General features: G+C 37.3%; 22 protein-coding genes and 1 riboswitch. Of the genes, 21 read left to right on the top strand and 1 reads right to left on the bottom strand.

Annotated elements, in window-relative coordinates:
• Positions 1-61 precede the first annotated feature (61 nt).
• From dnaE to BBF96_RS05460, 19 genes are all read left to right on the top strand, one after another.
• Positions 62-3,190: a DNA polymerase III subunit alpha gene (gene dnaE, locus BBF96_RS05550; RefSeq protein WP_127016227.1), complete on the top strand. Its 3,129-nt coding sequence runs from the start codon at positions 62-64 to the stop codon at positions 3,188-3,190.
• Between the two features lie 307 nt (positions 3,191-3,497).
• Positions 3,498-4,241 carry a tetratricopeptide repeat protein gene (locus tag BBF96_RS05545; protein WP_127016226.1) on the top strand — a complete coding sequence of 248 codons (744 nt, stop codon included), beginning with the start codon at positions 3,498-3,500 and terminating at the stop codon, positions 4,239-4,241.
• Positions 4,242-4,541: 300 nt separating this feature from the next.
• Positions 4,542-6,341 (top strand): tetratricopeptide repeat protein, encoded by a 1,800-nt coding sequence (locus tag BBF96_RS05540; protein ID WP_127016225.1) that lies wholly within the window; start codon positions 4,542-4,544, stop codon positions 6,339-6,341.
• A 100-nt stretch (positions 6,342-6,441) separates the two neighbouring features.
• On the top strand, positions 6,442-6,705 hold the full coding sequence (locus BBF96_RS05535; RefSeq protein WP_127016224.1) for an NAD(P)H-dependent oxidoreductase subunit E: 264 nt from the start codon (positions 6,442-6,444) through the stop codon (positions 6,703-6,705).
• Positions 6,702-8,330: a 4Fe-4S dicluster domain-containing protein gene (locus BBF96_RS05530; protein ID WP_127016223.1), complete on the top strand. Its 1,629-nt coding sequence runs from the start codon at positions 6,702-6,704 to the stop codon at positions 8,328-8,330. The genes BBF96_RS05535 and BBF96_RS05530 overlap by 4 nt, the downstream gene beginning before the upstream one ends.
• A 161-nt stretch (positions 8,331-8,491) precedes the next feature.
• Positions 8,492-8,896 carry a helix-turn-helix domain-containing protein gene (locus tag BBF96_RS05525; protein ID WP_127016222.1) on the top strand — a complete coding sequence of 135 codons (405 nt, stop codon included), beginning with the start codon at positions 8,492-8,494 and terminating at the stop codon, positions 8,894-8,896.
• Between the two features lie 476 nt (positions 8,897-9,372).
• Positions 9,373-10,212 (top strand): fumarate hydratase, encoded by an 840-nt coding sequence (locus tag BBF96_RS05520; protein ID WP_127016221.1) that lies wholly within the window; start codon positions 9,373-9,375, stop codon positions 10,210-10,212.
• A gap of 9 nt (positions 10,213-10,221) precedes the next feature.
• Entirely contained in the window at positions 10,222-10,776 is a 555-nt protein-coding gene (locus BBF96_RS05515) for a Fe-S-containing hydro-lyase (RefSeq protein ID WP_127018196.1), read from the top strand.
• Between the two features lie 29 nt (positions 10,777-10,805).
• Positions 10,806-12,047 (top strand): NAD(P)-dependent malic enzyme, encoded by a 1,242-nt coding sequence (locus tag BBF96_RS05510; protein WP_127016220.1) that lies wholly within the window; start codon positions 10,806-10,808, stop codon positions 12,045-12,047.
• Between the two features lie 339 nt (positions 12,048-12,386).
• A riboswitch (glycine riboswitch) is annotated at positions 12,387-12,495 on the top strand.
• Positions 12,496-12,709: 214 nt separating this feature from the next.
• Positions 12,710-13,087: a GrdX family protein gene (locus tag BBF96_RS05505; protein WP_127016219.1), complete on the top strand. Its 378-nt coding sequence runs from the start codon at positions 12,710-12,712 to the stop codon at positions 13,085-13,087.
• Between the two features lie 17 nt (positions 13,088-13,104).
• Entirely contained in the window at positions 13,105-14,316 is a 1,212-nt protein-coding gene (trxB, locus tag BBF96_RS05500) for a thioredoxin-disulfide reductase (RefSeq protein ID WP_127016218.1), read from the top strand.
• A 37-nt stretch (positions 14,317-14,353) separates the two neighbouring features.
• Positions 14,354-14,677 (top strand): thioredoxin TrxA, encoded by a 324-nt coding sequence (gene trxA / locus BBF96_RS05495; protein ID WP_127016217.1) that lies wholly within the window; start codon positions 14,354-14,356, stop codon positions 14,675-14,677.
• 35 nt (positions 14,678-14,712) lie between these two features.
• Positions 14,713-15,999 carry a glycine/sarcosine/betaine reductase component B subunit gene (locus tag BBF96_RS05490; protein WP_127016216.1) on the top strand — a complete coding sequence of 429 codons (1,287 nt, stop codon included), beginning with the start codon at positions 14,713-14,715 and terminating at the stop codon, positions 15,997-15,999.
• 46 nt (positions 16,000-16,045) lie between these two features.
• Positions 16,046-16,507 carry a glycine/sarcosine/betaine reductase complex selenoprotein A gene (gene grdA, locus BBF96_RS05485; protein ID WP_127016215.1) on the top strand — a complete coding sequence of 154 codons (462 nt, stop codon included), beginning with the start codon at positions 16,046-16,048 and terminating at the stop codon, positions 16,505-16,507.
• 44 nt (positions 16,508-16,551) lie between these two features.
• Positions 16,552-17,862 carry a glycine reductase complex selenoprotein B gene (grdB, locus tag BBF96_RS05480; RefSeq protein ID WP_127016214.1) on the top strand — a complete coding sequence of 437 codons (1,311 nt, stop codon included), beginning with the start codon at positions 16,552-16,554 and terminating at the stop codon, positions 17,860-17,862.
• A gap of 69 nt (positions 17,863-17,931) precedes the next feature.
• A complete protein-coding gene (grdC, locus tag BBF96_RS05475; RefSeq protein ID WP_127016213.1) occupies positions 17,932-19,476 on the top strand; it encodes a glycine/sarcosine/betaine reductase complex component C subunit beta in 1,545 nt (514 codons plus the stop codon).
• A gap of 33 nt (positions 19,477-19,509) precedes the next feature.
• Positions 19,510-20,658 (top strand): glycine/sarcosine/betaine reductase complex component C subunit alpha, encoded by a 1,149-nt coding sequence (gene grdD, locus BBF96_RS05470; RefSeq protein ID WP_418655014.1) that lies wholly within the window; start codon positions 19,510-19,512, stop codon positions 20,656-20,658.
• A 177-nt stretch (positions 20,659-20,835) separates the two neighbouring features.
• The gene (gene mobA, locus BBF96_RS05465) at positions 20,836-21,102 is read left to right on the top strand and encodes a molybdenum cofactor guanylyltransferase (RefSeq protein ID WP_127016211.1); all 267 of its coding nucleotides are present in this window, start codon (positions 20,836-20,838) and stop codon (positions 21,100-21,102) included.
• Positions 21,103-21,624: 522 nt separating this feature from the next.
• Positions 21,625-22,488, top strand: a complete 864-nt coding sequence (locus tag BBF96_RS05460) for a formate/nitrite transporter family protein (protein WP_127016210.1) — start codon at positions 21,625-21,627, stop codon at positions 22,486-22,488.
• A gap of 288 nt (positions 22,489-22,776) precedes the next feature.
• Here the strand turns inward: BBF96_RS05460 and rpmB are convergent, their stop codons facing one another.
• Entirely contained in the window at positions 22,777-23,007 is a 231-nt protein-coding gene (gene rpmB / locus BBF96_RS05455) for a 50S ribosomal protein L28 (RefSeq protein WP_127016209.1), read from the bottom strand.
• A gap of 233 nt (positions 23,008-23,240) precedes the next feature.
• Here rpmB and BBF96_RS05450 point away from each other — a divergent pair, with 233 nt between their 5' ends.
• Together BBF96_RS05450 and BBF96_RS05445 are read left to right on the top strand one after the other, a co-directional pair.
• Positions 23,241-23,603, top strand: coding sequence for an Asp23/Gls24 family envelope stress response protein (locus BBF96_RS05450; protein ID WP_127016208.1), 363 nt, complete (start codon positions 23,241-23,243; stop codon positions 23,601-23,603).
• Entirely contained in the window at positions 23,590-25,230 is a 1,641-nt protein-coding gene (locus BBF96_RS05445; RefSeq protein ID WP_236777884.1) for a DAK2 domain-containing protein, read from the top strand. Before BBF96_RS05450 ends, BBF96_RS05445 begins: the two co-directional genes overlap by 14 nt.
• Positions 25,231-25,316: the final 86 nt, after the last annotated feature.

Here is a 25,316-nt window from a genome sequence, read left to right as displayed (position 1 = left end):
CTATGGTAGAATAGTAAACAGAACATATGTTCTATATAATAACATAAGGAGGGAATTTTCAATGAAGAAAGAGTTTTGTCATCTACACCTACACACAGAGTACAGTATGTTGGATGGTTTATGTCGTCTTGAAGATTTATTTATTGAAGCAGAACGAAAGGGGGTTAAAGCATTGGCAATTACAGACCACCATAATATTAGCGGTGTTATCAGCTTTTATCAACTGGCACAGAAGTATCAGATTAAACCCATCATTGGTGCGGAACTGAATGTGGGACCTATTATACAGGATTACTCTTCGTGTCATTATCATCTTACTATTCTTGCGAAAAATAACCTGGGTTATACCAATCTGTTAAAGCTGATCACCAGATCTAATCTTGACAATAATGGTCTTGTGACCCGTTCTATGTTGGAAACTTATAAACAGGGATTAATTGTTTTGAGTGGTTGTAGAGTAAGTGAATTGGATGAATGGATTATAAAAGATTATAAAAAGGCTAAGGAGATTGCATTGGAATATCGAAATATCCTGGGGCAGAACAATTATTATTTAGAATTACAGCGGTTTGGACTCCCGGGTGAAGAAGAACTAATTAGAAAGAAAATTATGCTGGCTCGGACATTAAATATTCCTGTCGTTGCGACAAATAATGTACATTATCTAAAAAGGGAGGATGCAGAAGCCCATAAGATATTGATGGGAATTCGGGAACTTTCAGTTAAAAAGATTGATTCACGTAAGATCAGGAATGATAAGATCAGGGATGAATATTATTTAAAAAGTCCTGAAGAAATGGAGCAACTTTTCAAAGATATTCCTGAAGCTATAAGTAATACCATAAGTATTGCTGAACGCTGTAATATCTTTTTAGATTTAGAAGAATTACACTTTCCCCAATTTCCGGTACCGGCTGGATATACCAGTGAATCTTATTTGCGGTTTCTCTGTTATAAAGGACTACATGAACGGTATGGCAAATCTCCTTCTACTGAATTGATAAAGCGTCTGGAGTACGAATTGGAAGTAATTAATAAAATGGGATATGCAGGATATTTTCTTATCATGTGGGATATTGTCAGGTATGCTCGCGAGCAAGGGATTTTGACTGTTGGAAAGGGCAGTGCAGTCAGCAGTCTGGTCTGCTATTTATTAAGGATCACTACTATTGATCCGGTTGAGTATGACCTATATTTTGAACGTTTTTTGAATCCGGAGCAAATTTCAATGCCTGATATCAATCTGGGTATTGATCATATTGGCCGTAAAAAGATTCTTCAATATATTGTTGACAAATACGGTCAAGAAAACATGGCACATATTTCAGTTTTCAGTACTTTGGCGTCTGCAGCGGTGGTAAGAGATGTGGCCCGGGTTCAAGGTTGGCCTGAAGGGAAATTGACTTCCCTTACCCGATTTATTTCTCATCAAAATATTCATCAAATAGATTCACCAACAAACAGTAGAGAATTTAAGCAGAATTATTATAAGAATATTGCCTTTCGAAAATTGATTGATACCGCACAAAAATTGGAAGGGTTACCCCACCATTTTACCCATCATTTTTCAGGTGTGGTTATTTCTCCAGATTCTTTGACCAATTATACGGCATTGCAATATTCACGGGATGGAGAAGTGATCACCCAGTTTGATATGCGGGCTATTGAAGCATTGGGACTTTTGAAAATTGATTTGTTAGGAATTCGTTTTATGTCTGCAATCAGATTTACTTTAAAACTTCTTAAAAAGACAAAAGGTGTTAATCTTACTTATGAAAAAATTCCATTAAATGATCGTAAAACCTATAATTTGATCCAAAAAGGAGATACCATTGGGTGTTTTCAGTTGGAAAGTGGAGGTTGTCGCAAGTTGTTACAGCAGTTGAAACCTACCTCCTTAAAAGAAATTATGTTTGCTACATCTCTTTATCGTCCAGGGCCCATTGAAGGAGGGATGCTACAGAGTTTTGTTGCCCGTCTTAATAAAGAAGAGGAGGTAGAATACTTACATCCCCTCCTTGAAAAATTATTGAAGGACACCTATGGTGTGGTAATTTTTCAAGAACAGGTGATGATGATTGCCCGGGAACTAGGAGGATTTAGTTTAAGAGAAGCAGATGTATTAAGAAAAGCAATTGCTGAAAAAGATCCGATTTTATTGGCAGAGCAGAAAAGCAAATTTATAAAAGGTGCCATGAGCCGTGGTTTAACATCAGCTGAAGCAAATTATATTTTTGATAAGTTGTATAAATTTGCCAAGTATGGTTTATGTAAAGCTCATGCTGTTGCATATGCTCATATTGCTTATATTACTGCATATCTTAAAGTCCATTATCCGGTAGAATATTTGACTTCATTATTGAATATAAATCTACAATTTGAATGTCGATTTCGTAAATATTTGAATCAGGCCAGATATCGCAATATCCAAATATTGCCTCCTGACATAAATGAGAGCCAGTTTTTAGCAACTACTGATGGTGAAAAGATTCGACTGGGCTTTTTGATGATTAAAGGTCTGGGAAGGCGTGCAGCAGAGGAGATTATTCAAAAACGAAAAGAAAGAAGTTATCATTCATTAAGTGACTTCTGTCATCGGGTAAATTTGGGTCTTATCAATTATTTGGTTCTGGAAAATATGATTAAAGCCGGAGCTTTTGATAGGTTCGGTGATCGGATGCAACTTCTCTGGAGTTTAAATAAAATTTTTAAAGAAGCTAAGAAACATCAGGTAAGTACAGGTCAACTTCGCTGTTTACCTTATCTGACAACGAAAATTAGCGCTTTTACAGAAAAAATTCCAGAAATGGAGCTTAGGGATATTTTAAGTTGGGAACTTGAGACTCTGGGCCATCCAGTTAGCGGTAGTTCTTTATTCTATCTTATTCCTCAAAGTAAGGATTTACTATCGATTGATAAATTAATGGAAACGGAAAAAGAGCAGGTCTGGATTACAGGAGAGATTACCGATATTCGTTTCCGTTGGACCCAGCGTGGAAAACTGGTCTGTTTTTTTACTCTTGAAGATTTGACAGGTACTGTAGAAGTAACAGTCTTTGAACCTGTTGTATCAAAATATAAGAAATATCTTTTTTTAGGAAATATGGTTCTGGTTAAAATTAAAATAGAAAAAGATAGAAATATTTATAATTTGATAGGTGATGAGATTATACCATTAAAAGATATTTAGATATTTTAGTCCAGAAATAAAGGAAATTAGAGACAAATGTCGAATAAAACAATAAAATATGTCTAATTAAATACATTTAGTCATGTAGCAGGAATTATGAGATGGTCTAAATTATGGGAAAAGATACTGGTTTGTGATATTTTGCTATGTGTATTTGTTTTATTTGATTTACCTCTGTAGGTTTCTTTTTTTAATGGGGTGGTATTTTCGAATTATTAGTCTTAGTAAAACTCAATTTGACAGTCAGGTAGTGGACATATTTGTTAAATTTAAATAGAGTAAGTTTAAATTCAAGGAGGGAAACAGTATGAAAAAAGTAATATTTTTGACAGTTATGGTGATTATAGTTCTTAGTTTTCAACTCCAGGTTCTGGCCAATGAAAACTATCAACAGGGGATTGAGGCGTTTGAAAATCGCGATTATATAAAGGCTATTGAAGCATTTCAAGCAGCTTATTCAGAAATGCCCAACCACCATTATCTCAGATATATGATGGGGCTTACTTATTACCGACTTGGAGATTATAGAAATTCTGCACGCTATTTTGAAGAAGCACATCAGATTTTGCCTGATCATTATAAGACTCTGGTTAATCTAAGTAGAGCATATCTAAATTTAAAGGAATGGGATAAGTGCCTGCAAACTCTTAAATTAGCTGAGACCTTAAAAGACGACGATGATGATCTTTATAATGTCTGGGGACTTTTATATCTAAATCAAAAAGAATATCTCAAATCTACCGAATTCTTTATTAAATCTATAGAACTCAATCCCAAAAATTATTTTGCTTTGAACAATTTAGGTCTGGCATATTTAAAACTGGGTGAATATTTGAAGGCAAGTATTGAGTTACAGAAAGCTGCTGAACTCAATCCACCCTATCCGTTTATTTATAACAATCTGGGGATTGCCTATGAGAATATTGGAGAGCTGGATAAAGCTATCGAGGCTTACAATAGGGCTTTGGATTTAAATCCTAATTATAAAAAGTCAGTTGTAAATTTAGAACGTGTATTGGAAAAAAGGTATAAAAACACAAAAGAAGAATAGTCTATAAAATCTATAAAAAACTGACCCTATTTTTTGGGTCAGTTTTTTTGGCAATTCTTTTACAATAACGAAGGATATTATAATTAAATAGCGCTTCTTTTGTATAAGTAATAGGCCTTTATTATGTTAAATAGGAAAACTTTTCTTCAGGTTGGAATAAAATTTTTTAGAAAATGTAAACAAAAGATTAGGGAATGATTTTTTTGCGAAAAAGAAAATGAAATATATTCCCTATAAAAAAGGTTTTTATCCGTTTGTGACGAAAAAATACTATACACTTTAGATAAGGAAGCTGATATTATGGAACGCAAGCTTTGTATAATATTTCTTATTATATTAATCATATTTAGCTCTGGTTGTACATATCGTGCCAGTTTAATCTCTTCTGGTAAAGATGCACTTATCAAAGGGGATCTGGTTAAGGCAGAAGCTATTTTTAAGGATTTATTATCATTTTCTCCTCATAATTATGAAGGATATTTATATCTCGGATTTATATACTTATACCGGGACCGCTTTGAGGATGCAATTCATGCCTTTCAGACTTCTATTCAATATAATGAACAACCTGATTTAGAATATTTGGGACTTGGGCAGGCCTACCTCGCTATTAAAGATTACGATAAAGCCAGAACTTTTCTTGAGAAAGCCCGGGAAGTTGCAAATTATCCGGTGACTGAATATCTTCTAGGGTTTATATATTTGAATGAAGGAGATCAATATCAGGCAAAGAAAGCCTTAAGCACTGCAAGTAAATTCTATCCTGATCGTGGTGAAATCTGGGCTGTTTTAGGAAAACTTTTTCTGGAAAACTTACAGCCCCTGGATGCGGCCCAGGCTTATCAGATGGCCTATATTTATGGAATCAGGAATTATGGTCTCTATACTGGATTAGCAGAATCATATTATCAGTTGGGGAATTTTCGCCAGGCTATTGCTTTAACAGAACAAGCACTTAAAGAAAAACATATTAGTCCTGAAGAAAAGGAACAGCTTCGTCTAAAATTGGCGCAATATAATATGAACCAAAACCCATCTAAAGCCATAGAAAGTCTGGAGACAATTTTGAAGAACAAACCTGATAAGGCAGAGGTACTTTTAATGTTAGGGCAACTTTATTTTCAGCAGGAAATGTATCAAAAAGCCCTTAATACCTTTGAGCAGTACTTAAAAAAATATCCACCATTAGTAACAGTACTACATATTATGTATCGTTCTCATCTGGCGTTAGGAAACTATAAATTGGCTGAAAAATATCTTTTATATACTATTGATCTAAATCCTGACCAACTATCTTATTATCTTGAATTAATAAATTTGTATCAGAGAGAGAAACGTTGGGCAGATGTAGTTAAAGTCTATAAGCAGGCACTCGAATTATCACCTGATAATCTAGATCTTTTAACTAATCTCAGTGCGGTATATTTTAAATTAAAAGATTATGATAAAGCACTTCCATATCTTGAGAGAGCAATAGAGTTACAGCCGACAAATATAGAACTTTATCTTATTAAAGCTAATGTCTATTATAAATTAAAACAGATCGATAAAGAGATAGCTACTTATGAGACTATTTTACAAATTACACCAGATCATCTTTTGGCTATTAACAATTTGGCGCAGATCTATCGAGATACCGATCGATTGGATCAGGCTTTTTCTCTCTATAAAAAGGCCCGAAATATAGATCCAAATGACGGACGTTATGATCGTAATCTGGGATATATTCTTCTTTTAAAAGGTGATTATATTCAAGCCAGGGAATATTTGATGGAAGCTATTACAAAAAATCCTGATGATTATGAAGCATATCGTTTTTTAGCTGACACTTATTATGCCCTGGATCAATACAAAGAGGCTGTTAAGTATTATAAAAAAAGTTTGCAAATTAAACCTGATTATTATTATGCGATGTATCCTCTAGGTAAGGCGTACTTTTATTTAAATGAATTTAAGAAAGCAAAACCCTATTTTGAGGCCTATTTAAAACGTTACCCACTTAATGAAGGAAGTAAATTTTATTTAACACGAATTGCCTGGCTTGAAAATCAAAAAAATCCTGATTTTGAAGTGTTACCTGCCGAACCACAAAAACCGTAACCCTTAAAAAGGGTTACGGTTTTTTTAAAGGCATAATTTTCGCCCTATTAAGCATGTTAATGGTAGATATTCAATAAAGAGCTATTAAGGGGGCGAAAAGATGAAGATTCATGTAGAAATTTGTGCAGGTACCTATTGTGCTATGATGGGAGCACTCAATCTAGGTATGATGTTGGAAGATGTAGCAAAGGAAATGGAAGATGAGATCAGTATTGAGTATGTCAAATGTTTCGATCATTGTAATGAAGAAGATCCACCAATGGTTAAGGTCAATGGTAAACCGATATATTCAGCTTCTGCTGAAAAAGTTTTTGAAGTGATTATGGACCTGATAAAGAAAGAACGGGATGTGGTTAAAGAATGATGACCAAAGGATTCTTTACACCGATAGTGGAGTTAAGGCGGAAAGTATTCAAAGAAGTAGCCAGTCTAGCACTTCATACTGATAGTCTTGATGAAGTGATTAAAGAGGTTGATGATATACCATATAAGATTATTCCAGGTTACAAACCACAGTTTAGAGAAAGTGTTTTCCGGGAGAGAGCTATTATTGCCGAACGAACCAGACTTGCTTTGGGACTTCCTCTAGTGGATCAGGGGGAACATAAGCGGCTTGCTAAGGCTGTGGAGAAAGCTTATTCGATTGATAAGATTTTAGAACCACCTCTTGTTAATGTGATTCCTGCTGCCTGTGAAGCCTGCCCTGAGGATCAATTCTATGTGACAAATAATTGTCGGAACTGTCTGGCTCATCCCTGTGTAATCGTCTGTCCAGTAAATGCTGTTAGTATAGTTGATGATAGAGCAAATATAGATGAAAAATGCGTACATTGTGGTAGATGTCAGAAGGCATGTCCATATGAAGCTATAGTACGTTTTGACCGTCCATGTGCTGCAGCCTGTGGAATAGATGCAATCGAAAGTCGTAAAGATGGACGGGCTTATGTAAATCTGGATCGGTGTGTTGTCTGTGGAATGTGTGTAGTTGATTGTCCTTTTGGGGCTGTATCTGATAAATCAGAAATCTTTCAGATGCTTCTAGCTCTTAAGGCCGGAAAGAAGCTGTATGCAATTATTGCGCCAAGTTTTGTCGGTCAGTTTGGTCCTCTGGTTTCGCCTGAACAGATATTTAAAGGTCTTGAGAAACTGGGATTTAAAGAGGTAGTAGAGGTGGCCCTTGGTGCGGATATCGCGTCGATGCATGAAGTTAAAATTTTGATTGACAGGGTACCGAAAGAACAGCCTTTTATGGGAACTTCCTGTTGCCCTTCCTGGACTATGATAGCAAAAAAGTATTTCCCGGAACTCTATAAATATATTTCTCCATCTCATACGCCGATGGTTGCTACTGCACGTTATGTAAAAGAGCGGGACCTTGAGGGAAAAGTAGTTTTCATTGGACCGTGTATTTCTAAAAAATTGGAGGCTTTAAATAAAGAAGTGCGTCAATATGTGGATTATGTAATAACCTTTGAAGAACTCGCAGGCATTTTCGTTGCAGCAGGAATAGAATTAACTCAGTTAAGTGAAGATGTGAAGATTAATTATGCATCTGTGGGGGGACGCGGATATGCTATCTCTGGTGGAGTAGCGCAGGCCATTAAGCGGAATATGGAACTCTGGTATCCAGAGAGTAAGATTAAAGTGATGCAGGCAGATAGTCTTTCAGAGTGTAGCAAAGTTTTGACTTTAGCAAAAAACGGTAAATTAGATGGTCATCTTATCGAAGGAATGGCCTGTCCGGGCGGATGTATTGGCGGGCCAGGAACTTTATTGCCAACAAAAAAAGCCCGTCAGATAGTGACCGAATTTGCTAAAAATGCGCCATATAAGTATCCTTATGAAAATCCCTTTGCTGTCCGAAAAAAAGAAGAAGAAGCCTACGAAGAAGCCAGGGTTAAGTCGGGAAAAGTTCGCCATGCAGTAGAAGGAAAAAATACTGCTAAAGACGAAGATGTAATAAAAATAAGAAATAATGCAGAGAAATAATAAATCTAACATATTAAATCTTTATAGTACTAGAAGGGAAATTGTTAAAATATTAATCCTTTGTCGTATTGACAAACAAAAATTTACTCAAAATATATTGTCAAAAGACAACATATTTTGTATAATATATAGTAAAGTACGGCAAAGGAAGGGTGAAAATAATGGAAGAGACTTTTGGCTCCAGATTGCGTAAATTACGTGAAGAACGCGGAATGACTTTGCAGGAATTAAGTCTAAAATCGGGAATTCATCAGTCAACAATCTCCAGGTTAGAGACAGATCCTCAAAGGCGTCCCCATATGGAAACCTTTATTCAACTGGCTAAAGGATTTGGAGTAAGTATTCAGGAGTTGGCTATTTTAACTGATTTAATTGATCCTGATTCAGAAGAAAATATTGTAATCAAAGATGAACAGTTAAAAACAAATTACCATTTGCTTAATAAAGAAAATTTGGCTTTACTTAAAGCCCTGGAAGGAATTGATTCTCTTACCAGGTATCATTTGACCCAGTTTATTACTGGACTTAAGAAAAATTTAACAGAAAAAATAAAGACTTGTGATTAAGCCAGGGTATAATTTCCCTGGTTTTTTTTAAATCATTATATGATTAAACTACAAAAAGCTAATTTTGAGCGACATAAAAATTTTTCGCCAAATTATCTTAGCGAGATTTCCGACGAAATAAGGCCTCATCACAGGAGGTGATGAGCTAATCAAGGGCCAGGGGGGGCCTTTGATTAGGAAGCCTTATTTCGGCGGAAATCGAGCTTTAGATGATTCGAAAAATTTCTCAAGAAGCAAAAAATTAGCTTTTTTGTAGTAAAATCATTATATCATTCTGAATGGGGACTTATCGGAAAAACTATTATTGGGAGATATAATAATGCTTTCCCTGTCATTATTATAAAAAAGAAAAATTTTAAGATTTGTGCAGGAGTTAGCCTTCTCCTATAGAAAACTATAGTGGAAAAAGAGGATAATCTTTTAATGAACGGAGTAGGTAGAGGGGAATATATAAGGTAAGGAGGGATATAAGAAAATTGAAGATCATTAAAGCTGAAACCATTACCAGAGAGGTTGCAAGGCTTTGCCAGGAAGCCAACTTTTTTTTGGGCGAAGATGTAATGAATGCTTTTAAAAAAGCATTAGAGATAGAAGAGTCAGAGATAGGACGAGAAATTTTAGAACAACTGATTGAAAATGCTAAGATTGCTAAACAAAAAAGAGTTCCCATGTGTCAGGATACTGGATATACAGTTGTCTTTCTCGAAGTAGGTCAGGATTTGAGAATCGAGGGCAACTTAGAAGAAGCTGTGCAGGAAGGTGTGCGGCTAGGATATGCAGAAGGATATTTGCGTAAATCTATTGTGGAACACCCATTCCGACGGAGGAATACTGGTGACAATACTCCGGCTGTTATCCACACTGAATTGGTATCGGGTGATAATTTAAAAATTATTGTTGCCCCTAAAGGCGGCGGTAGTGAGAATATGAGCAAAATTAAGATGCTTAAACCTGCTGATGGTAAGGAAGGAGTTATTGACTTTGTTCTCCAGTGTGTCAAGGAAGCGGGCCCAAATCCCTGTCCCCCTATTGTAGTGGGTGTAGGTATTGGGGGAACATTTGAAAAAGCTGCCTATCTGGCGAAAAAAGCTCTGCTAAGAGAAATAGGAAGTAGCCATCCTGATCCTGAAATTGCTGAATTGGAACAGATACTTTTGCAAAAGATCAATGATTTGGGTATTGGGCCAGCAGGTTTTGGAGGAGTTATTACCGCCCTGGATGTTAATATTGAAATTTTCCCTTGTCACATTGCTAGCCTACCGGTAGCAGTAAATCTTAACTGTCATGCTGCTCGACACAAAGAGACGGTACTGTAAGAGGTGATCTTGGTGAAACATTTGACTACACCTTTGACCAATGAAGATCTGGAAAGTTTACGTAGTGGTGATAAAGTACTCCTATCAGGAGTAATTTATTCTGCCCGGGATGCTGCCCATGCTCGGTTGGTAAAACTTCTTGATGAAGGTAAAGATTTACCTTTTGATTTAAAGGGCCAGGTAATCTATTATGTTGGCCCTACTCCGGCAAAACCCGGAAAAATTATAGGTTCAGCCGGGCCAACTACCAGTTATCGGATGGATCCCTATGCTCCCCGGCTTATCGAACAGGGATTAAAAGGGATGATCGGTAAAGGTTCCCGTTCTGAAAAAGTGAAGGAGGCTATGCGGAAGCATAAAGCGGTTTACTTTGGCGCTGTAGGAGGTGCTGCTGCACTGATTGCTGAAAGAATCAAAGAAGTGGAGCTTATAGCTTATGAAGATCTTGGAACAGAAGCGATTCGACGACTGGTTGTAAAAGATTTTCCGTTAATTGTTGTCAATGATATCTATGGTGGCGATTTATATGAAGAAGGTCAAAGTCTTTATCGAAAAAATAAATAATAGCAGCAGAAATGGGAGGTAAAATTAAGATGAAAAATTTACGTGAAGAAGCTTTAAAGATGCACCTTGAAAATCGGGGAAAATTGGAAGTTAAAAGCAAAGTCAAAGTTAAAGATGCCTGGGATTTAAGCTTAGCTTATTCTCCAGGAGTTGCTGAACCATGTAAAGAGATACATGCTGATCGAAGCAAGGTTAATGAATATACTGCAAGAGGTAATATGGTAGCTGTTGTTTCAACAGGTACTGCTGTTCTTGGGTTGGGAGATATTGGCCCGGAAGCTGCCCTCCCTGTTATGGAAGGCAAAGCTGTTCTTTTTAAAAACTTTGCTGGAGTTGATGCTTTTCCCCTCTGCATTTCTACAAAGGATGTAGATGAGGTGGTTAAATTTTGTAAACTTCTGGAACCAACTTTTGCTGGAATTAATTTAGAAGATATAGCAGCTCCTGCTTGCTTTGAAATTGAAGAAAGATTGAAAAAAGAGACCAATATGGCTATTTTTCATGATGACCAGCATGGGACTGCTATTGTTACTCTGGCTGGTTTGATTAATGCTTTAAAGGTAACCGGAAAGAAATTGGCTGACTTAAAAATTGTTGTAAATGGCGCGGGTGCATCTGCCATAGCTGTAACTAAATTGATCATATCTGCCGGGGCAGACCCGGAAAAGATTATAATGTGTGATAGTAGGGGTGCACTTTACAGAGGACGGACTGAGCGAATGAATAAATATAAAGAACAGATTGCTGAGATAACCAATGGTTATAACTATCAGGGCGATCTATCAGGGGCTTTAAAAGACGCAGATGTATTTATCGGTCTTTCTGTTGGCGGTGCGGTAAATAAAGAGATGGTTAAAGCAATGAATCCTGATCCAATTCTCTTTCCAATGGCCAATCCTGTACCGGAGATTATACCTGAAGATGCAAAGGAAGTCGGTGTAAGAGTAATTGGTACAGGACGTTCGGATTATCCTAACCAGATTAACAATGTATTGGCTTTTCCTGGTGTTTTCCGCGGTGCTCTGGATGTAGAAGCTACTGAAATCAATGAAGAGATGAAGGTTGCGGCTGCCCATGCTATTGCCAATCTGATCACTGATGAAGAACTATCTCCTGACTATATTATTCCTAATCCATTTGATGAAAGAGTTGCTCCTGCTGTGGCTGCGGCGGTTGGTAAAGCTGCTATTGATTCTGGTGTAGCTCGTAAGATTCTTTCAGAAGAGGAAATTAAGGAGCATACCAAGCAATTACTTGCAAAAATCAAATAAAGATTAAACTGCAAAAAGCTAATTTTGAGCGACATGGAAATTTTTCGTTAAACCATCTTAGTGAGATTTCAGTCGAAATAAGGCCTCATCACTGGATGTGGTGAGCTAATCAAGGGCCAGGATGACCCATTGATTTGTGTGTCTTATTTCGACAGAAATCGAACTTTAGATGGTTCGAAAAATTTTTTTGTGAAGTGAAAAATTAGCTTTTTGCAGTAAAATCAATAATAGGTCAGAGTATTAAAAAAATATTGCAAAAAATTTTAATTCTCTTGCAGGAATTTTACTAAAAAAGTAGAATATATTAGACATGAAATGTTGAAAATTTCACAAAGCTGGATGAAGGATGCGGGAGAGTCTCGCTATGTGCGGGCACCGAAGGAGAAATTTCCGGAGACCGGCCAGTCCCCGGGAAGAAGCTCTCAGGTCAAAGGACCGTATCCTGACAGGGCTCTGGAAAGTCATTTTTGACACCGAAGGAGCAAATTCTCCTTATTAAAATAATAAGGAGAATTAAACTCTCAGGTTGAAGACAGAGCAATGTTGGCCGATGGGTCAGCATTGCTTTTTTCTTTCGGAATTATGAAGTTAACAGTAATTTTCATGAATTATGAGAAAATGGTTAGACTAATTTATGGTTGTATTAATGGGGTGTTATAGAGTTGAGACAGATTTTAATTATAACAAATAATCCGGCGGTAATTGAAAGATATAAACAACAGGAGATGATTATTGAAAAAACAGTTAAAGATGTACTGATTCGGACAAGGGATTTAGTACATATTGGCCACAAATTAATAAGCCATCCAATGGCCGGAAGCATTAAACCTAATGCGACTCCCTATCGTTCCATAATGGTCAGTCTTAAACCAGGTAAGTTAGACTTTAATTCATTATCAATTATCGAAGACGCTATCAGAAAATTTGAACAGTTTCAAAAAGATCACCCTATACCCAATTGGTCTGAAAATGTCTTAAAAGATTTTCAGGAATTAGATTTGACTTTATTGACCAGTGGATACCAATCTCTGGTTGAATAAAAAAGGAGGGAATTAGAATGAATAAAGAATATGATCTGTTAATTATTGGTGGAGGGCCAGCAGGTCTGGCAGCCGGAATTTACGGTTCCCGTGCTAAGCTGAAAACAGCAATTATTGAAAAGAAGAGAAAACCAGGTGGGCAAGCTGCTACTACTGAGGAGATGGAGAACTATCCTGGTTTTGCGCAAGGTACGACTGGGCCTGAATTGACAAAAAGAATGGCTGAACATGCAAAAGCTTTTGGAGCTGAGTTTATCAGGACAGAAGCTTTAGAGATTAAATGTGAAGGCGATAAGCGAATTGTTAAAACCCGGGATGGTGATCTGGTTACTAAGACTGTTATCATTGCTACCGGTGCTGAACCACGGGTTTTGGGAGTTAAAGGAGAAGGTGAATTTAGGGGTCGCGGTGTATCATATTGCGCTACATGTGATGCTGACTTTTATACCGATCTGGATGTAGTTGTTGTTGGTAATGGTGATGCTGCGGTTGAGGAAGCAATTTATCTAACCAGGTTTGCAAGAAAAGTAACAATTATAGTTGTTCATGATGAAGGAATTATGGATGCTACAAAGGTAATCCAGGAGAGAGCTTATGCAAATCCAAAAATTGATTTTGTCTGGAATTCTGTTTTAGAGGAAGTTGTAGGAGATGAAGTAGTAACCGGTGTAAAAATCAAAAATCTAAAGACCGGTGAAATTACTGAAATGCCCTGTGATGGAGTATTCTTCTTTGTCGGTACAGTTCCTAAGACTGATTTTGTAAAAGATCTTATTGAAATGGATGATTTTGGTTATATTATAACCAATGATAAGATGGAGACAAATGTTCCTGGAATATTTGCTGCTGGTGACGTACGGCAAAAGTATCTCCGCCAGGTTGTTACTGCAGCGGCTGATGGTGCTATAGCTGCTACTGCTGCTGAGAAATATATTGCTGAAGAGGAAGGATTTAAAACCGATGTATTAAATGCTGATAAACCAGTTTTAGTTATCTTCTGGAGTCCTACTGTTGAATCTACCTTTGATACTATTAACATGTTGGAAAACTTGGGTTTAGAAGAGAAGAATGTCAAATTAGTTAAAATCGATACATATAAAAACCGTTTGATCGCTGACCGCTATGAAATTAAGAATATTCCAACTCTACTTTACTTTGTTGATGGTGAACTTAAGAATCGGCTTGAAGATGTTACAAAAGAAAATGTATTAAAAATTATAGAAGGTTAGTTTACTTTGATCTTACCTTTGAAAGGAGGTGGAAGGGATGCTTGAAGTAAACAAGGAGAATTTTGAGGCCGAAGTTTTGGAGGCTTCTAAATCTCAACCGGTAATGGTTGATTATTATAGTCCTAAGTGTGAGCCTTGTCAGGAGTTGATGCCTGAAGTTGAAGCTCTGGCTGAGAAGTATGGTGAAAAGATGAAATTCTGTAAACTGGATATTACTAAAAATCGTCGTCTTGCTATTAGCCAGCGAGTTATGGGATTGCCAACCATGTGCTTTTATAAAGACGGCGAGAAAGTAGCCCAATTAAGTGGCGAAGATTTAACCGCTGCTGAGATTGAAGAGGAAATTAAAAAACATATCTAATTTTTATGGTTGAGAAGAAGTAGGGAGGTGAATTTATGCGTCTTGAGTTAGGAAAGATTTATATTAAAGATGTACAATTTGGAGACAAGACTGAGGTAAAAAATGGAATCCTCACTATTAATAAAGAAGAACTGATTGAAAAACTGAGCGGTGACGCCAGAATTGCTTCTATTGATGTTGATCTGGCTAAACCAGGCGAAGAAGTCAGGATTATTCCTGTCAAAGACGTTATTGAGCCGCGTGTTAAAGTTGAAGGCAATGGCGGTGTATTTCCGGGTTTTGTCTCCAAAGTAGAAACTGTAGGTTCTGGTCGGACCCATGTTCTTAAAGGGGCTGCTGTGGTAACTACAGGTAAGATTGTCGGTTTCCAGGAAGGTATTATTGATATGAGCGGTCCTGGTGCTGATTATACTCCGTTCTCCAAGACTTACAATATTGTAGTCAAGGCAGAACCTGTAGACAACTTGCCCCAACATGAGCATGAAGCTGCCTTACGCTTGATTGGTCTTAAAGCTGCTCAATATATTGGAGAAGCTGGCCGAAATGTAGAACCTGATGAAATTGAAACTTATGAAGCTCTGCCATTCTTTGAAGGTGCAGAGAAATATAAAGATCTGCCAAGAGTAGCATATATTTATATGTTGCAAAGCCAGGGTCTGCTTCATGATACCTATGTTTATGGAGTTGACGCTAAGCAGATTTTGCCAACCCTTATTTATCCAACTGAAGTATTTGATGGAGCTATTGTTAGCGGTAACTGTGTTTCTGCCTGTGATAAAAACACTACTTACCATCATCAGAACAATCCAGTTATCGAAGATCTATACAAATATCATGGTAAAGAGTATAATTTTGTTGGTGTAATAATCACTAATGAAAATGTAACTCTTGCTGATAAAGAACGTTCTTCTAACTATACTGCAAAATTGGCCAGTATGTTGAACTTAGATGCTGCTATTATTTCCGAAGAAGGTTTCGGTAACCCAGATGCAGATTTAATCATGAACTGCAAGAAATTGGAAGCTCAAGGAATTAAGACTGTTCTTATTACAGACGAATATGCAGGTCGCGATGGTGCTTCACAGTCTTTAGCTGATGCTGATCCATCTGCAACTGCCGTGGTTACCGCTGGTAATGCTAATGAAACTATTACTCTGCCGCCAATGAAGAAGATTATTGGTCATATTGAAGCCGCTGATGTAATAGCTGGTGGTTTTGCTGGTTCATTAGCAGAAGATGGTAGTATTACTGTTGAGATTCAGGCTATTACCGGTGCTACTAATGAGCTTGGTTTTAGCAAGTTGTCTGCTCAAGGTTTCTAATTATAATTAAATAAATAATTCGAATAATTATATGGAGGTGACTATAATGCTCAAAGGCAAGAAAGTTGCAATCATTGGTGACCGCGATGGTATCCCTGGTCCAGCTATCGAAGAATGTATTAAGACAACCGAAGCTGAAGTAGTAATGGTAACTACCGAGTGTTTTGTCTGAACTGCCGCAGGTGCCATGGACCTGGAAATCCAAGGGCGGATCAAAGAACTGGCCGAAAAGTATGGTCCAGAAAATTTAGTAGTAGTTTTAGGTGGGGCCGAAGCAGAAGCTTCCGGTCTTGCATGTGAAACTGTTACTAATGGAGATCCAACCTTTGCAGGTCCATTGGCTGGAGTCCAGTTGGGACTCTTGTGTTATCACATTTTTGAATTGAAGGATGAGATTGATCCTGCTGTATATGACGAGCAGGTCAGTATGATGGAAATGGTATTGGATATGGATGCTATCATTGAAGAAGTATCCAAGTATAGAAATATGTACTGCAAATTCCTTTAATTCTTATATAGCTTATATAGATCCCAAATAAAGGGGGGAGAATGATGGGTAAAAAGCGTATTCTTCACTATCTGAACCAGTTCTTCGGCCAAATTGGTGGCGAAGATAAAGCTCATATCGAGCCTATGTTAAAAGAGGGCCCAGTTGGGGCAGGTGTCGCCATCAATAATGGACTGGGAGATAGTGCTGAAATAGTTGCGACTATCATCTGTGGTGATAGTTATTTCAATGAAAATCTGGAAGATGCTAAAGCGAAAATACAGGAATACATAGATCAGATCAAACCTGATTTAGTAATTGCGGGTCCTGCCTTCAACGCAGGACGTTATGGTATGGCCTGTGGTCATGTGGCTGAAGTGGCTGCGAAGAATGGTATTCCTGTAATTTCAGGTATGTACAAAGAAAACCCAGGAGTAGAAATCTTTGCTAAGTATGCATATATTCTGCCAACTGCAGACTCTGCTGCAGGGATGCGAAAAGCTGTTCCGGCTATCGTAGAATTTACTAAAAAATATATTGAAACTGATGGTAATGTTGGTGGACCAGAAGAAGCTGGTTACTTCCCACGCGGAATCCGGAAGAATTTCTTTGCGGAAGAGCGTGGTTCTTTACGGGCTGTTAAAATGTTAATTAAGAAACTGAAAGGCGAAGATTTTGTTACTGAATATCCTATGCCGGATTTTGATAGAGTCGCTCCAAATCCTCCTGTTGCTGATATTAGCAAAGCCAAAATTGCTCTGGTTACTTCCGGCGGTATTGTACCAAAGGGTAATCCTGATCGTATTGAATCTTCGAGTGCTTCCAAGTACGGTAAATATAAACTGACTGATATTGATGACTTTACTCCTGAAAACAGTCAAACCGCTCACGGTGGTTATGACCCGGTATATGCTAATGAAGACGCTGACCGGGTACTGCCTCTTGATGTAGTTAAAGAAATGGTTAAAGAAGGTAAAATTGGTAGTTTGCATGATTACTGGTATGCGACTGTTGGTAATGGTACTTCTGTAGCAAATGCAAAGCGGTATGCTCAGGAGATTGCCAAAGACCTGGTCGCTGATGGTGTTCAGGCAGTTATACTTACCAGCACCTGAGGAACATGTACTCGTTGCGGTGCAACGATGGTAAAAGAGATTGAGCGGGCTGGTATCCCTGTAGTTCACATAGCTACCGTAGTTCCAATTTCCTTAACAGTTGGTGCTAACAGAATTGTACCGGCTGTAGCAATTCCACATCCACTGGGCAATCCTAAGCTGGATAAAGCTGAGGAGAAAAAGCTCCGCCGTAGATTAGTTGAAAAAGCATTAAGGGCTTTAGAAACTGAAGTACATGAGCAAACTGTATTTGAAGATTAAAAAAAAATGGGTAATGGGTAGTGACACGAGCATTACCCATTACCCTTCTATTTTAATGGAGGTGAAAGTATGACATTGCCTGTAGTAAAAGGAGCCAGTTACATTCTGGTTCATACTCCTACAACTCTCTTTCACTATGGTTCTACTCAAACCCAAACCCGTTTAAAAGATCCTGATGCTGAATATTTAAAGAAGATTCCTGAATTTTTAAGAAGTTTTGACGATTGTGTTGCATATGCTCCTAACCAGGTTTTTATCGGTAACATTTTACCAGATGAGTTAAACAATATCCCTCAGCCCTGGTATGAAAATCCTGTAAGTAATGCTTCCCGTTTTGGTGAAATGGGAGAGATTATGCCTGAAGATGAATTTTTTGGTTTAGTCAAGCTGTATGACAGTTTTGATCTTGTTAAATTGACTAAAGAATTTACTGCTGAAGTAAAATCCAAATTAGAATCTCACCCCATTTTTAGTAAGAAAGATTTAAAAGGTCTGGGTGATGGTGTAGAATTAAGTGAGATTGAAGAACTGGTCAACAAGCATGTAGCAGAAGGTTTATATCTGGGCGAAAAGTTGGTCGGGTGCATTAAACAGGCTCATGATACAGACCCCAACTTAAATGCTCATGTTATGTTAGAAAATTTAATGACTAAAGCTTCCGGTATTTTGGCTCTATTAAACCTTGAGAAACAGGGATTTGATCTTTCTGAAATTGAATACGTAATTGAGGCTTCTGAAGAAGCTTGCGGTGATATCAATCAGCGCGGTGGTGGTAATTTTGCTAAGGCTATGGCTGAGATGGCCGGTTGTGTGAATGCAACTGGATCGGATACAAGAAGTTTCTGTGCGGCTCCAGCCCATGCTCTAGTGAATGCTGCTGCTTTAGTTAAAGCTGGTGTATACAAAACTGTTGCAGTTATAGCCGGCGGTGCTGTTGCTAAACTGGGTATGAACGGTAAAGATCATGTGGCTAAAAATATACCTTTACTTGAAGATTGTCTGGGTGGTTTTGCTATACTTGTTACTGCAAATGATGGCGAAAGTCCAATTATTAGAACCGACCTGGTAGGACGTCACACTGTGGGTACAGGTTCTTCTCCACAGGCTGTTATTACTGCTCTGGTAACCAATCCACTGGATAAAGGTGGTTTGAAGATTACTGATATTGATAAATATTCAGTAGAAATGCAGAATCCGGAGATTACTAAACCTGCTGGTGCAGGTAATGTACCTGAAGCTAATTATAAGATGATTGCCGCTTTAGGTGTAAAACGAGGTGATCTTGAGCGGACTGAGATTCCCGAATTTGTTAAAAAACATGGTATGCCTGGTTTCGCTCCAACTCAGGGCCATATTCCTTCTGGTGTTCCATTCGTTGGTCCTGCTATGAAGATGATGAAAGCTGGTCAGATTGAAAAGGTCATGATTATTGGTAAGGGTAGTCTGTTCTTAGGCCGGATGACCAATCTCTTTGATGGTGTATCTTTTGTAATGGAAAAGAACACCGGTGTGGTTGAAGAAACTGTTGCTAGTGAAGATGATGTCAAACTGAAGAAGATGGTTGCCGATGCAATGCGTGAATTAGCTCAAATTCTTCTCAAAGAAGAAAAGTAGGCAGCCGGTTTGGGAGGTGAAAATGTGCCTGCTATAGATTCTAGAAAGAAGTTAGGGCAGATTTTTAATCAGATCGCAGATGCTATTGAGACTGGAACTTTTGGAAAAAAGACCCGGGTGGTTTTAACCACCCTTGGTAGTGAGCATGGCCATTTAGAATTGGTTAAAGGGGCAGAAATAGCTCAGGCCAGAAATTCTGATCTGGAAGTTATTCTTATTGGGCCAGCTTGTGATACCTCTTTAGAACTCCATGAAGTTACCTGTGAAAAGGAAGCTCATGAGAAAATGGAAGCCATGCTCAAAAATGGAGAAGCAGATGCAGCTGTTACTATGCATTATAACTTCCCGGTTGGTGTATCTACTGTGGGACGTGTTATCACTCCGGGAACCGGGCGGGAAATGATTATTGCCACTACTACCGGTACTTCTGATACTCACCGGGTAGGGGCAATGGTTAAAAACGCTATTTATGGAGTTGCTACTGCTAAAGCTATTGGGATAGATAAACCCAAAGTAGGTATTTTAAATGTTGATGGTGCACGGCAATGTGAAAAGATTTTAAAAGAATTAAAGAAAAATGGATATGGTATCGAATTTACTGAATCTGCCCGGGCCGACGGTGGGGTTGTAATGAGAGGGAATGACCTTTTGATGGGTACTCCCGATGTAATGGTTACCGATACTTTAACAGGTAATCTGCTGATGAAAATTTTCTCTAGCTTTACCACCGGCGGTAGTTATGAAGCATTAGGTTATGGTTATGGTCCTGGTGTGGGTGAAGACTTTGATATGATTATCTGTATCCTTTCAAGGGCATCCGGTGCTCCTGTTGTTGCTGGAGCTATCCGGTATGCTGCTGATGTAGCTCAGGGTAAGATCATGGCTATAGTTGATGCCGAGATTAAAGCTGCCAGAAAAGCCGGGCTGGATAATCAGTTGGAGGCTTTAAAGAAAACTTCTGCTTCTGAAGTAGAGGAAGTTAAAGCCCCACCGAAGGTTACTGTAGATGAAGAAATTCCGGGTGTAGATATCCTTCAGATAGATGATGCAGTTAAGGTACTCTGGAAAGAAGGAATCTATGCTGAGACCGGTATGGGCTGTACTGGCCCTGTTGTTTTAGTTCCTTCTGCTGAAGGGGAAAGAGCTAGGGAATTATTGAAAGAAGCTGGATATATATTATAAAAAGATCAATTATTTCTAATATAATCCCCTGATGCTTACAGCATTGAAAGCTATCAGGGGATTTTATTTAAATCTCTTTTTAATTAAATAGGATTAGTAAAGGCAGGGTATGTGGATATTAAAAAGAATAAATCTAAAACAATCGAATTTAAATATCAGATTTAGGAAGGATTAAAAATGAATGCCATCTTATTAACAGGTGGAAAAAGTTCTCGTTTTGGTAGGAATAAAGCTTTGATTAAATTTGAAAGTGAAGTATTGATTGAAAGAATAACTAAAACTTTAAAAGAATTTTTTGATCGTGTTTATGTTGTCGGAAGCGATAAAAGAACCTATTCCTTTTTAAAGGGAGTAAAACTGATAGAAGATGTTATTCCGGACAAAGGTCCTTTGGAGGGTTTTATATCGGACTTAGTTATTTTACGTTTCAATATAATTTTTTAATAGGCTGTGATATGCATTTTATTACGCCTGCCTATTTACGTTTTTTAAAAATGATGTACTTGTCCCAGAGCATAATGGGTAGATTGAATCCCTGGTTTGAATTTATAGCAGAAATTGTTTTATGGAGATTAAAAAGCTTGATGAAAACGATTTACAGGTTAAAAGTTTTTTTTCTGCTGCTAAAGTAAAGGTTATTAAAAAAGAAGTAATTCTACTAATTGCTGATCCAATTTTCTGCTTCAAAAGAAATTTTTCGAACCATCTAAAGTTCGGTTTCAGTCGAAATAAGGCACCCTAATCAATGGGTCATCCTGACTCTTGATTAGCTTATCACCTCCTGTGATGAGGCCATTCTTTTCAATCTTACTAAGATGGTTTAACGAAAAATTTCTATATCGCTCAAAATTAGCTTTTTGCAGTTTAATCATTTCTAAATAAATTTGTTGACATTATTGATCAATCACTGTACTATAAAAACAGAAGATTGCGAAAATTAATACTTTATTAAAGGGGGAAAGTCTAATGGCGTTTTATTCTCCAAAGGAAGTGGCTAAACTTACCGTTGAGGGAGGCGTAAAAAAAGCCAATCAAGGAACAACTGAACTTTTAATATCTTCATTTCTGGCAGGAGCTTTTATTGCTATGGCAGCAGAAGCATCAACAATGGTTGGACATGATGTGGCAAAATATCTGGGTTATGGAATTACAAAATTTTTAATTGGTAGTGTTTTTAGTCTTGGATTATTATTGGTGGTAATCTGCGGTGCTAGTCTTTTTACTGGAAACAATTTGATCATAATGGCTTATTTGAGCGGCAGAACTACTCTTAAAAAAATGTTTCGTAATTGGGGATGGGTCTTTTTAGGAAACTTTATTGGTTCCATTTTTGTAGCTTATGTTATGTATAAAACAAATCTCTGGCAGGCCAATCATTATTTGGTTGGTGCATCTGCTTTAAAGATTGCTAATGCCAAAGTAAATTTGACCATTACAGAAGCTTTTTTTAGAGGGATCATGTGCAACTGGCTGGTATGTCTGGCTGTCTGGGCAATGACTTCAGCTAGAGATATAATTGGTAAAGTAGCAGTCTGTTATTTTATCATTATGGCTTTTGTGGCCAGCGGATTTGAACATGTTATAGCAAATATGTATTATATACCTATTGGCCTGTTTTTGAAAGATCATTTCCAGGTGGTTCAAGCTGCTGGATTAGAGAATGCTCTATCTTCCTTAACCTGGACAAGTATGGTTGTAAAGAACTTTATTCCTGTTCTTTTGGGGAATATTGTTGGAGGAGCCTTTTTTGTCGGCACCTTATATTGGGCTATATATCTTCGGGAATCCCCTGTTCAAGTAGAAGAAACCGGGTTGGATATCAATTCTTAAAATAACATTTACGGAGGTGCAATGCACCTCCCTTTTTTTTAAAATTGCAAGAGAGAAAAAGATTACTCTTTTTTTATGATTTTTTGTAATTTTTAATGACCAAATATTGATAAGAGTAGATGTTGAAAATTTGGTAATAAGAAATTTATCTCAATTACCATAAGCTATAAAGAGTTACAAAAAGCATGTTTTCAGGTGCTTGTTAAAATGTATTTGATGGAACTAAATGGTAAAACAAAAAAAGAACCTTGTTAGCTAAGGTTCTTTTTTTATTTTTAATGAAGAATGTTAAATGGCTCTTTCAACACGGCCGGATTTAAGGCATTGCGTACATACACGAATCCGCTTGGGGCTACCATTTACAATAGCTCTTACCTTTTTCAGATTTGGTTTTTGAGTTCTAAGGGAGATTCCGGTTATGTTCCGACCAACCCCACCTTTTTTCTTAGCTTTACCGCGCCTAACAATTGTTCTTGCTTTAACGCGACTTTTTCCGCAAATTTCGCATACACGAGCCATTTATTACACCTCCTTTAAAATCACAGTCCGTCATAAAACTCACTCTATAATTTTAACATAAAGAGATAGGACGTGCAAGAGAATTTCCTATTTTCATAAAAAAAGAAGAAGGATTTTAAGAAAAAAGTGTTGAATTATTGTAAGGGCCTGGGGAGAAAAACTGGATTAATAAATTTCGTTTGGTTTGAATATTTTAAAGTTAGATTAGCTTTAATGATTAAGGAGGGTATGTAATGGGGCATGAATTAAGTAATAATTACGGGAAGATTAGTATTTCACGTGAAGTCATTGCTGTTATAGCAGGTCTTGCTGCTATGGAATGTTATGGTCTAGTAGGTATGGCTTCACAAAAAGTTCAGGATGGATTAGCAGAACTTCTTGGGCGTGAAAATCTGACTAAAGGAGTTACTGTTAGAATCGATGGGAATGAGGTAATTATAGACCTTTTTATTATTGTTGAATACGGGATCAATATTACTGAAGTTGCTAATAATGTTATAAATAAAGTAAAATATACCGTAGAAAAAATGACTGGAATCAAACCTTCAAAAATAAATATTAATGTTCAGGGAGTGAGAATAGGTGCTGCATACTAATACATCAAATCAATCATTAAAACAGATTGGTTCTAGAGAATTTAAAAAAATGATTTTAGCTGCTACCTGCTGGCTAAATGAACATAAAGATTATGTTGACTCATTAAACGTATTTCCTGTACCTGATGGTGATACCGGTACTAATATGTATTTGACAGTCTTAAATGCGGCACGGGAAATCCAAAATTCTGAATCTGAAAGGGTTTGTGACATTGCTGAAGCTTTACAGCAAGGAGCTTTAATGGGGGCCCGGGGAAATTCCGGGGTTATTTTATCCCAGTTATTTCGCGGTATAGCCCATGGGCTTAAAAATAAAAATGTAATGAGTGCTGCAGATCTGGCAAATGCTTTAAAGTGTGCTTATGAAATGGCATATAAAGCAGTTATGAAGCCTGTTGAAGGGACGATTTTAACTGTTGCCCGTTTTGTTGGTGATGGGGCTGTAGAGAAGGCCAAAAAATCTGATGATATTATTGAGGTACTTGATGCTGCTATTGAGGAAGGGCGCAAGGCTTTAAAGAAAACACCTGAGATGCTGCCGGTTTTGAAAGAAGCCAAGGTAGTTGATGCAGGTGGACAGGGATATATTTTTTTATTAGAAGGTGCTCTCAGGGTTTTAAAAGGCCAACCAGTTGAGGGTGAGCTGAAAGTTTACGAAGGACAAAAAGTTAAGGAGCCTGTTTATGATGCAAAGAAAACTTCTGATAAAGAAATTAAATATCAATATTGCACTGAGTTTATCATTATGTCTGAAAATGTTCCATTAGATAAGGTTCGAGAACATCTAGAAAATTATGGGGATTCTCTTCTGGTAGTTGGATCAAAGGGAATTACTAAAGTTCATGTTCATACAAATAATCCCGGTCTTGTTTTAGAGTATGCTTTAAAATATGGTCCACTGAATAAAATAAAAATTGAAAATATGGTTGAACAAAGTCAAGAACGAGATGAGAAGCAATCTCTATCTAAGAAGCCTTTTGGAATTGTAGCTGTGGTAGCTGGAGAAGGTTTTAAAGAAATTTTTGAAAGCCTGGGAGTAGATGAGGTAGTTAGAGGCGGCCAATCTATGAATCCCAGTACTCAGGATCTGGTAGAGGCTGTTGAACGTGTTAACTCTGATCATGTAATTATTTTACCAAATAACAAAAATATCATATTTGCTGCCGAACAGGTAAAAAACATCAGTAAAAAAGAAATAATTGTAGTTCCAACCCGTTCTATACCACAGGGAATAGGTTCTTTAATGAAAATAGATCCAGAATTAAATTTCTCTGAAATTGCTAAAGCAATGATTCAAGGCCTTGAAGAGGTTAAAACTGGGGAAATTACTTATGCTGTTCGGGATTCAAAAGTAAATTCATTTGATATTAAAGAGAGAGATTGTCTGGGGCTTTATAATGGAGATATTCAGGTTGTTGATAAGGACTGTGAAAAAGTTTCACTGGAATTGTTAGATAAGATGATAGATGAAGATGATTTTTTAATCACTATTTATTACGGTTCAAATGTATCTGAAGATCAGGCTGAAAAATTGCGGAAAAAGATCGAAGAACGTTTTAAGAATCAAGATATAGAATTATATTATGGAGGTCAACCGCTTTATGATTATATCTTCTCTGTTGAATAGATTAGAAAATATTTTTAAATTTAAGACATATGTCAGATAAAGTATAGGCATATGTCTTTTTTGTGAAGCTGGCATAAAAAAAGGGG

This window comes from Anoxybacter fermentans (assembly GCF_003991135.1).
Lineage (GTDB): Bacteria > Bacillota > Halanaerobiia > DY22613 > DY22613 > Anoxybacter > Anoxybacter fermentans.
This window is presented reverse-complemented; position numbering and strand designations above follow the sequence as displayed.